Source organism: Thiohalocapsa sp., from assembly GCF_019695415.1.
Taxonomy (GTDB): domain Bacteria; phylum Pseudomonadota; class Gammaproteobacteria; order Chromatiales; family Chromatiaceae; genus Thiohalocapsa.
This window is the reverse complement of sequence record NZ_JAIFKJ010000215.1, coordinates 1-8,613: the sequence shown is the minus strand read 5'-3', so window position 1 is coordinate 8,613 and position 8,613 is coordinate 1. Positions and strand designations below refer to the sequence as shown.

General features: G+C 67.4%; 9 protein-coding genes. 5 read left to right on the top strand and 4 right to left on the bottom strand.

Annotated features, from left to right (window positions below; all coding sequences use genetic code 11):
* On the top strand, nt 1-156 hold a 156-nt coding region (locus I6U14_RS18255; RefSeq protein ID WP_367115631.1), incomplete at its 5' end, for a DUF29 family protein.
* Between the two features lie 24 nt (nt 157-180).
* Here the strand turns inward: I6U14_RS18255 and I6U14_RS06155 are convergent.
* Genes I6U14_RS06155 through I6U14_RS06145 form a run of 3 tightly spaced genes read right to left on the bottom strand, consistent with a single transcriptional unit; the run spans nt 181 to nt 1,148 of the window.
* The gene (locus I6U14_RS06155) at nt 181-450 is read right to left on the bottom strand and encodes a hypothetical protein (protein ID WP_296897741.1); all 270 of its coding nucleotides are present in this window, start codon (nt 448-450) and stop codon (nt 181-183) included.
* Nucleotides 447-785, bottom strand: a complete 339-nt coding sequence (locus I6U14_RS06150; protein ID WP_367115630.1) for a nucleotidyltransferase domain-containing protein — start codon at nt 783-785, stop codon at nt 447-449. The genes I6U14_RS06155 and I6U14_RS06150 overlap by 4 nt, the downstream gene beginning before the upstream one ends.
* Nucleotides 786-818: 33 nt before the next feature.
* Nucleotides 819-1,148: a hypothetical protein gene (locus tag I6U14_RS06145; protein ID WP_296897739.1), complete on the bottom strand. Its 330-nt coding sequence runs from the start codon at nt 1,146-1,148 to the stop codon at nt 819-821.
* A 136-nt stretch (nt 1,149-1,284) separates the two neighbouring features.
* On the opposite strand from I6U14_RS06145, the gene I6U14_RS06140 reads away from it, so the two are divergent.
* The 3 genes from I6U14_RS06140 to argF all read left to right on the top strand — a co-directional run bounded on the left by I6U14_RS06140 (nt 1,285) and on the right by argF (nt 6,598).
* A complete protein-coding gene (locus tag I6U14_RS06140) occupies nt 1,285-4,125 on the top strand; it encodes a cation-transporting P-type ATPase (protein ID WP_296897738.1) in 2,841 nt (946 codons plus the stop codon).
* A gap of 194 nt (nt 4,126-4,319) precedes the next feature.
* The gene (locus I6U14_RS06135; protein ID WP_296897737.1) at nt 4,320-5,540 is read left to right on the top strand and encodes an aspartate aminotransferase family protein; all 1,221 of its coding nucleotides are present in this window, start codon (nt 4,320-4,322) and stop codon (nt 5,538-5,540) included.
* Nucleotides 5,541-5,674: 134 nt separating this feature from the next.
* The gene (gene argF / locus I6U14_RS06130; protein ID WP_296897736.1) at nt 5,675-6,598 is read left to right on the top strand and encodes an ornithine carbamoyltransferase; all 924 of its coding nucleotides are present in this window, start codon (nt 5,675-5,677) and stop codon (nt 6,596-6,598) included.
* Between the two features lie 187 nt (nt 6,599-6,785).
* Here argF and I6U14_RS06125 read toward each other — a convergent pair whose 3' ends face one another.
* Nucleotides 6,786-7,271, bottom strand: coding sequence for a hypothetical protein (locus I6U14_RS06125; protein WP_296897735.1), 486 nt, complete (start codon nt 7,269-7,271; stop codon nt 6,786-6,788).
* A gap of 693 nt (nt 7,272-7,964) precedes the next feature.
* Between I6U14_RS06125 and I6U14_RS06120 the strand changes: the two genes are divergently transcribed.
* On the top strand, nt 7,965-8,504 hold the full coding sequence (locus I6U14_RS06120) for a hypothetical protein (RefSeq protein ID WP_296897734.1): 540 nt from the start codon (nt 7,965-7,967) through the stop codon (nt 8,502-8,504).
* Nucleotides 8,505-8,613 lie beyond the last annotated feature (109 nt).

The window sequence follows — 8,613 nt, the reverse complement described above, 5'->3', positions numbered from 1 at the left end:
CCCTACTCCGCCGAGCAGCTCAACGCCTGCTATCAGAAGGCCCGTCGCACCGCCGCGAAACAGACTGAAATTGCGCTGGAGCGCTTCCCCGGTGCCTGCCCATTTCGCCTCGACGACATTCTGAGCGAGGATTGGCTGCCGGACACTCACGACTGACGCGGCAGGTCCGTATCGACCTCATCAGTCGTCGGGCTCGGTGGCGCCTGTCACCGGCGGCGGCCAGTCGTTGCCCAGTCCGGCCAAGCGCTCGCGACTGTACCGATTGATGCAGTTGTAGGTCTCGGTCAGCAGCGGCACCAGCTCACGGGCCCGATTGAGGGCGCCAGCAAATTCCCCACTGTCGTGCAGATATTCGTGCACCAAACGAATGCGCAGGTTGCGGGCCTCCACCCAGTCATCCACGGAGGCCAGCAGCCAGCGGAAGCGCTCGATGTCGGACGGCGTACTCACAGCAAGACGCCCTCCTCCCGCGCCCGCGCATGGATCGGCTGCGCTGGCGTCGTCGGGTCCACCAGCACCACGTCGATGCGCTGCTCCCCGAGCCTCAGCTGGACCTGTGCGGCGATGCGGCTGGCACTGGCGGCGCGGTTCGCAAGCGGCTCATCGACCTCGACGAACAGGTCGATGTCACCCCCGAGTGCCGCATCGTCCAACCGCGAGCCGAATAGGCGCACCCGCGCACCTGGCCCCAGCGTGGTGCGGACCACATCGCGAATGGTGTCGGCCTGGTCGGGGGCGATACGCATCGTGCTCGGCAGCCTGAGGCGGGTCGGCGGATTCAGCATTAGACGCTCTGCCCAGCATATCCGCCACGGCGCTCAGTGGGGGAGCCCCAGTTGGGGAGGTCCGTGGGCCTGCCGGTGCGAGGCAGCAAGCGGCGGATTCGTTGGTGCGTTAGAAACGCCCCTTACGCACGACCGCCGAGCCCATAAGCCAAGGTGCAGGGCATCCAGGGCCTGTCCCTGGTTAAGCCCCGAGATGGCGCCGCTCGGATAGTCGAATTCCGTGGTCATGCCGACCTTCGCCAGCCAACCATAAAGCCGGAGCGCGGTCTGCCAGCGGCTTGCGTCGATGGCATCGATCGCGTCGTCCGCCGTGGCGGGCCAGGCGCAGGCACGCAGCAGCGCCGCGACCTCCGGCTCTGTCATGCCGACTGCCGACACCGGTCACACATCGCGCGCGTGCGCCCTCGATCCGCCAGCGTCCCATTTGGATTTGGAACCCGCCGGCGGCAGGCTTGCCCTAAGCTTACGGGAGGGGGTCAAGAGCGCGACGGAGGGCGGCATGCTCGAGAGCGATATCCTGATATTCGACATCATCGCCCTTGAATGGGCCATCGCCCTGCTGGCGGTCGCCGTCTTCGTCATCGCCGGCGGCTTCGTGGATTGGAGCGGGCGCCGCGAGCTGCGATCGCTCACCGCAAAGCGGCGCCCCACGGGCGAGCCTGCCTGGCACCACCTGAGCGCCGAGGAAGCCTTGGCCCGGCTCGACGGCGGCCACGAGGGCTTGAGCCCCCAAGAGGCCCGGCAGCGGTTGGACACCCACGGTCCCAACCGGCTGCCGGAGCCAAAGACCCGCGGTCCCTGGCTGCGCTTCCTAGCGCAGTTCCACAACGTGCTGATCTATGTGCTGCTGGCAGCGGGGGTGGTGACGGCGCTGCTCCAGCACTGGCTCGACGCCGGCGTCATCTTCGGCGTAGTGCTGGTGAACGCGGCGATCGGCTTCGTGCAGGAAGGCAAGGCCGAGGACGCACTCAAGGCCATCCGCAACATGCTCTCGCCACAAGCCATGGTCTGGCGCAGCGGCCGGCTGGTGACCCTGGACGCCGCCGCCCTGGTGCCGGGCGATCTGGTTCAGCTCCAATCCGGCGACAAGGTGCCGGCGGACCTGCGGCTGGTGCGGACCAAGGGCCTGCAGATCGAAGAGGCGCCGCTCACCGGCGAGTCGGTACCCGTGGACAAGTCCGTTGCGGCACTGCCGGCGCAGACGCCGCTTGCGGACCGCCGCTGCATGGCCTACTCCGGCACCCTGGTGACCCACGGCCAGGGCACGGGTGTGGTCGCCGCCACCGGCGCCGACACCGAGATCGGCCGCATCAGCGCCCTAGTGGCCAATGTGGAGCAGCTCACCACACCGCTGCTGCGGCAGATGGCGCAGTTCGGGCGTTGGCTGACGGCAGCCATCCTGGTGCTGGCCTCGGTGAGCTTCGCCTTCGGCATCCTGGTGCGGAATTACACCGCCGCGGAGATGTTTCTGGCCTCCGTGGGCCTGGCCGTGGCGGCCATCCCGGAAGGGCTGCCGGCCATCATGACCATCACGCTCGCCATCGGCGTGCAGCGCATGGCCGCCCGCAACGCCATCATCCGCCGGCTGCCGGCGGTGGAGACCCTGGGCACTGTCGGCATTATTTGCTCTGACAAGACCGGCACCCTGACTCGCAACGCCATGACTGTCGCCAGCGTACACACTGGCGCGCGGGCGCTCACGGTCACCGGCACCGGATACGATCCTCACGGCGCTTTCATGCACGACGGCGACGCCCTGCTCCGCCCTCAGGACGACGCGCAGCTCATGGAGGCCCTGCGTGCCGTGGTGCTGTGCAACGATGCCTCACTGGAGGAGCACGACGGCGCCCCCTGGCGGGTGCACGGCGACCCCATGGAGGGCGCACTGCTGGTGGCTGCCGTCAAGGCCGGGATCGATCTGGAGGCGGTCGGCAAGCACTGGCCGCGCACAGATCTGATCCCCTTTGAGTCCGGCCACAAGTTCATGGCCACCCTGCATCACAGCCATGAAGGCGAGTCCTTCATCTACGTGAAAGGCGCACCGGAGGCACTGCTCGACAAGTGCGCCCGCGAGCGCAGGGAAGACGGCGACGCCCAGCTGGACCGCGGGGCCTGGGAGGCGCACATGGAGTCCTTGGCCGCCGCCGGTCAGCGCGTGCTGGCGGTGGCCGTGAAGCCGGCGGAGCCGCACCGCTCCGAGCTGGACTTCCAGGATGTGGACGGCGATCTGACCCTGCTCGGCCTGTTCGGGCTCATGGATCCGCCGCGGGAGGAGGCCATCGCTGCGGTGCGTACGTGCCGGAATGCCGGCATCCGCGTCAAGATGATTACCGGCGACCACGCCGCCACCGCCCGCGCCATCGCCCGGCAGGTGGGGCTCGCGAACCCGGACGACGCCCTCACCGGCGCCCAGCTGGACGCGCTGGATGACGCGGAGCTGCGCCGGCGTGCGCAGGAGGTGGACATCTACGCCCGCGTCACACCGGAGCACAAGCTGCGCCTGGTGCAGCTGCTGCAGCAGTCGGGCGCCGTGGTGGCCATGACCGGCGACGGCGTCAACGACGCCCCGGCCCTGAAGCGCGCCGACGTCGGCGTCGCCATGGGCATCAACGGCACCGAGGCCGCCAAAGAGGCCGCAGAAATGGTGCTGGCGGACGACAACTTCGCGTCCATCGCCAACGCCGTGGAAGAGGGCCGCACCGTCTACGATAACCTGAAGAAGGCCATCCTCTTCATCCTGCCCACTAACGGCGGCGAGGCCCTGGTGGTGTTGGGCGCCATCCTGTTCGGCTTCCACGAGTTCCCGCTGACGCCGGTGCAGATCCTATGGGTGAACATGATCACCGCGGTCACCCTGGCACTGGCGCTGGCCTTCGAGCCGCCGGAGCCGGGCGTCATGACTCGCCCGCCGCGCAATGCGCGCCAGCCGGTGCTGACGGCCCTGTTCCTATGGCGCATCGCCTATGTGTCACTGATCCTCACCGCCGGCACCTTCGGGCTCTTCCTGTGGGAGCAATATCAGGGCGCGCCTATCGAGCAGGCCCGAACCGTGGCCGTGAATACGCTCGTCATGTTCGAGATCTTCTACCTGTTCAATTCCCGCTACATGACCGCACCGGTGCTGAACCGCGAGGGCCTCTTCGGCAACCGTTATGTGCTCTATGCGGTGGGCCTACTGCTTATCTTCCAGCTCGCCTTCACCTACTTGCCGCCCATGCAGACCCTGTTCGGGACTGCGGCCATCGATGCCGGCATCTGGCTTCGCATCGTGCTGGTGGCGGCCTCGGTGCTGTTCATTGTCGAGCTGGAGAAGGCGCTGGTGCGGCGGGGGCGGCGGTAGTGCGAGAGCATTTGCTCTGCTGCGCGGCGTACTGGTAACCTAAGCGGCTTTCTCGGACGGCTTCGCCGCGTTGCTCGGGTGCTTCCCCGGCGCAGTGCGCCCTGAGCCGGCATCACTTCCCCTGCCGAGGGCGGCCCGCGCAGCACCCGGGTCGCCTTTTTCGTTTTCGGCACCAAGCACGGTCTCCGGGTGCAATGACAGATCATCTGCCCGAGCATGCCCAAGGTCACCTGATGGCCACCTACAGCCGTCTCCCCGTGAGCTTCGAGCGCGGCGAGGGTGCCTGGCTCTGGGCCGAGGACGGCAGGCGGTATCTGGATGCCCTATCCGGCATCGCGGTGTGCGGCCTCGGGCATGCGCATCCTGGTGTGCGCGAGGCCGTATGCGAGCAGGCCGCGCAGCTGGTGCATGTGTCCAACCTGTATCGGATTCCCGCCCAGGAGACCCTAGGCGAGCGGCTCTGTGCCGCCGCCGGCATGGAGCGCGTGTTTTTCGCCAACTCCGGCGCCGAGGCCAACGAGGCCGCCATCAAGCTGGCGCGCCTGCTCGCCCACGGGCGCGGCGTGCAGCGCCCAGAAATCCTGGTGATGGAGAACAGCTTCCACGGCCGCACCCTCGCCACCCTGACCGCCACGGGCAATCGCAGGGCCCAGGCCGGGTTCGAGCCGCTGGTGTCGGGCTTCGTGCGCGTGCCGTACGACGACCTGGCCGCTGTTGAAACCGCCGCAGCCAATCGCGCCAATATCGTCGCCGTGCTGGTGGAGGCGATACAGGGCGAGGGCGGTGTCGTGGTGCCGAGCGCGGGCTTCCTCACCGGTCTGCGCGATCTCTGCGATCGCCACGGCTGGCTCCTGATGCTCGACGAGGTGCAGTCCGGCATGGGCCGCACGGGCAAGCTCTTCGCCCATCAGCATGAAAGCATCCGTCCTGACGTCATGACCCTGGCGAAGGGCCTCGGCAACGGCGTGCCCATCGGCGCCTGCCTGGCGCGCGGCGAGGCCGCCAATGCGCTCGGCCCTGGGAGTCACGGCTCGACTTTCGGCGGCAATCCCCTCGCCTGCAGAGCGGCGCTCGCTGTGCTCGATGCCTTGGATGCGGACGATCTGCCCACACGCGCAGCAAGCCTGGGCGAGCACATCCGCGCCGGACTGCGGGACGGGCTTGCGGGCTTGGACGGCGTCGTCGCAGTGCGCGGACGCGGCCTCATGATCGGCGTGGAGCTGGACCGCCCCTGCGCCGATCTGGTCGGCGCCGCCCTGCAGGAGGGGCTGCTGATCAACGTCACCGCCCAGCGGGTGGTCCGGCTCCTGCCGCCACTCATCATCGACACGGCGCAGGCGGATCAGATCGTCACAGTGGTCGCGCAGATCATCCGCGACTTTCTCGGTGCCGGCGAGGCGAAGGCCGGCGCCTGAGCCTCGGCAGCGGCGGCCAGCCCGCATCGCAAGCACACCATGCGCGTTCCGCCGCACCCAACACAGTCCCCCATCCCAGCGCGCAGCGCGTGCGGCCCCGGACGCCGCCCCCTGCGCCCCACAGGGAGCCCGTGATGTCCTCAGCGACTCGTCACTTTCTGACCCTGCTGGACCTCGGCGCTGACGAGGCCCGGGCCCTGCTGCACCGCGCCATCGAGCTCAAGCGCCTGCACGCCGAAGGCGTCGACTACCGCCCGCTCCAGCAGCGGACGCTGGCCATGGTGTTCGAGAAATCGTCCACGCGCACCCGCGTCTCCTTCGAGGCGGGCATGGTGCAATTCGGCGGCCATGCCCTGTTCCTGTCACCGCGGGACACACAACTTGGCCGCGGCGAGCCCATCGAGGACAGCGCCCGGGTGCTTTCGCGCATGGTGGACGCGGTGATGATCCGCACCTTCGACCACGACAAGGTGGAGCGCTTTGCGGCGCACTCCCGGGTGCCCGTGATCAACGGGCTGACGGACCGCTTTCATCCCTGTCAGCTGCTGGCGGACATGCAGACTTATGTCGAGCATCGCGGCGACATCCAGGGCCGCCGCGTGGCCTTCGTGGGTGATGGCAACAACATGTGCCATTCATACATGAACGCCGCTCGCCTGTTCGACTTCGAGCTGCGGGTCGCCTGCCCCGAAGGCTTCGAGCCGGACGCGGACCTGCTCGCCGCCGCGGACGGGCGCTGCAAGCTGCTGCGGGAGCCCGCAGAGGCGGCGCAGGATGCGGACTTGGTGGTCACAGACGTCTGGGCCAGCATGGGCCAGGAGAGCGAGCAGGAGGACCGTGCCGCCGCGTTCGCCCGCTACCGCGTCGACGCCGAGGTGATGGCTGCGGCGAAGCCGGACGCGCTTTTCATGCACTGCCTGCCCGCTCACCGGGGCGAAGAGGTGAGCGCCGAGGTCATCGACGGCCCGCAGTCCGTCGTCTGGGACGAGGCCGAGAACCGCCTCCACGCGCAGAAGGCGTTGCTGGAGCTGCTGCTGGTGGGCCCACCGCCCGCCTGACACGAGGCCCGAGCGTCACCTCGTCAATACGGAAACAATTCGGGGACGGTATACTTAACCACAGGCCGGTACGGCGTGCCGAGACCAGCCTGCATTCAACCGGAGCAGGACTCTGCCCGCGCGCAACGACCTGCCTACCGCGGGCAACGGCGGCAATTGTGCCTCGCCGCGGTTTAGTGGATTCTGCTCAGCGGAACTTCCAGATCCGGTAATGCACCCGGCCCGTTGCTGTATCCTCGGCGAGCCAGCGGCCATTCTCGAAGGGGAGATCGCTATTGCGATATTCCCGGCAGCTCAGCGTTGAGTCAGCCAGCGCGAGACCGTCGAACGCCAGCTTCGCACCGAAATAGACACGCACCGGCGCGCAGTCAATGGGCCGATATTCGGCTGCGAAGCGCGCGGTCAGCTCCTGACTGGGCAGCAGCCGGAGCCAGGCATCGTAAGCGCCTACGATGCTGCCGCCGTCCGCTTCGATCTCGACGGCGGTAATGGGCGTCTCGAAGGCGTCCTTGTACACCTTCTTGGGCTGCGGCGCGGTCGGGTCATCGCTGCGTGCACAGCCTGCGGTAAGCACCACAGCAATTGCGACACCGCCGAATACCCGCAGGAGCGGCTGCGGCCTGCTTTTGCCCTGCACCGCGCCCGGCCGGTCTTCGCTCCTGCCGCTGTTCATCACCATCGTGCGAAAGCCCGCCCCGTTGCCCGCCGACTGCGTCGTACCGCGAGTATCGCACGACGTCGATACCCCCACGACAGCGTGCTCAAGGCCGCCGGCGAAGCGGGCAGCACCATGCACGCACCGACCTCAGTGGGCCGTTTATGGCAGCTTGGATGTTCGCCGGCTCAGGGTCTAGGGGATGCGCCCACAGGCTCGATGCGGTGCCGGCGGCCGCTCCAGCCGGGATCGGCACGTAACGGCTGTGCGGTAGAGAACGGTCAGCGCTCGTCGACAAGGTGCTGGAGGCGGTCTTCAGCCGCCACCAACAAGACGACGAAGCCGCCGCTGACGAAGGCGGACGCAATGCCCGCGAGAGATAATAGATCGAAACTCATGGCATGACTCCAGATACAGCTTGATTGAGGCATGTCGAAGCGGGCATGCGGCGCCGCTTCGAACTCTGGGTGCCATAATCCATGAGTGGCGTTAACCAAGTGTTTCGGTGCGGCACCACTTTGCAACAAATTGTCACGCGAATGCGTCACTTATGTTGCTTACAAACAACAAACCGGTCATGCAGGCCCACTCTCGCTGTTGGGGATGGCACGCCACCAGATCACGGGCACACCGACGATAGCGGGCGCATAAATCAGCAGGTTCTTATACACTGCCAAATTCGACCAACCGAAACCCTCTGGCAATCCCGCGATGCGCTTCCAAGTCAGCCAGGCCGAGATCAAACGCGCCAACGTACCGCACGAGATCTTCCTCACCAACCTCGTCGGTAACCATATTCTGATGGCGGTGGCCGCTGGCGGCGTTGCCGGTAGCTTTCCCTGGGTGATGGCGCTGATCCCCGCCATCTCCTTCGCGATGCTCGGTTACATCCTATGGCGCGCGCACCGAGCCGTCGGCCGCGATCCCTGGTACGTCATGTGCCACTGGCAGGTCTGCGCACGCCGCAGCCGGTTGTTCATCCTGATGCTGTGTCTGTTGCTCGCCGCCGTTGCGCTGGCGTGGGCGGGCCATGTCTACGGCGGCATGATGAAGGAGGCCGCCATCGCCCTGGTCGCCGGGGGCGGCATCCTGCCCGTGATGGTGACGGTGTTGGTGCTGATCATCGTGGAGTCCGACGCGCTCTACCACGCCAATCAAGCGAAGCTGCCGCGCTGGGTGGTGGAGCGCTTCCCAAACCCGGACGCCGTCGTCATCGAGGACGCAGCGCCTACCGTCGCGACCCAGCACTGACGCAACAGTCGGCGCCGTCCCAGCTCACGCCCGCACGGACAAGGGCGCCATCAAGTGTCGACGCCCGATTGAAGTCCTGGCCCCTTGGGTCGTTACTTAAGGCGCCGCC

What these genes read in the sequence shown, in the direction of transcription:
- I6U14_RS06145 (WP_296897739.1), bottom strand. Translation starts at nt 1,148, where the DNA reads ATGACAGAGCCGGAGGTCGCGGCGCTGCTGCGTGCCTGCGCCTGGCCC.
- I6U14_RS06135 (WP_296897737.1), top strand. Translation starts at nt 4,320, where the DNA reads ATGACAGATCATCTGCCCGAGCATGCCCAAGGTCACCTGATGGCCACC.
- I6U14_RS06120 (WP_296897734.1), top strand. Translation starts at nt 7,965, where the DNA reads ATGCGCTTCCAAGTCAGCCAGGCCGAGATCAAACGCGCCAACGTACCG.
- argF (WP_296897736.1), top strand. Translation starts at nt 5,675, where the DNA reads ATGTCCTCAGCGACTCGTCACTTTCTGACCCTGCTGGACCTCGGCGCT.
- I6U14_RS06150 (WP_367115630.1), bottom strand. Translation starts at nt 785, where the DNA reads ATGCTGAATCCGCCGACCCGCCTCAGGCTGCCGAGCACGATGCGTATC.
- I6U14_RS06140 (WP_296897738.1), top strand. Translation starts at nt 1,285, where the DNA reads ATGCTCGAGAGCGATATCCTGATATTCGACATCATCGCCCTTGAATGG.
- I6U14_RS06125 (WP_296897735.1), bottom strand. Translation starts at nt 7,271, where the DNA reads ATGAACAGCGGCAGGAGCGAAGACCGGCCGGGCGCGGTGCAGGGCAAA.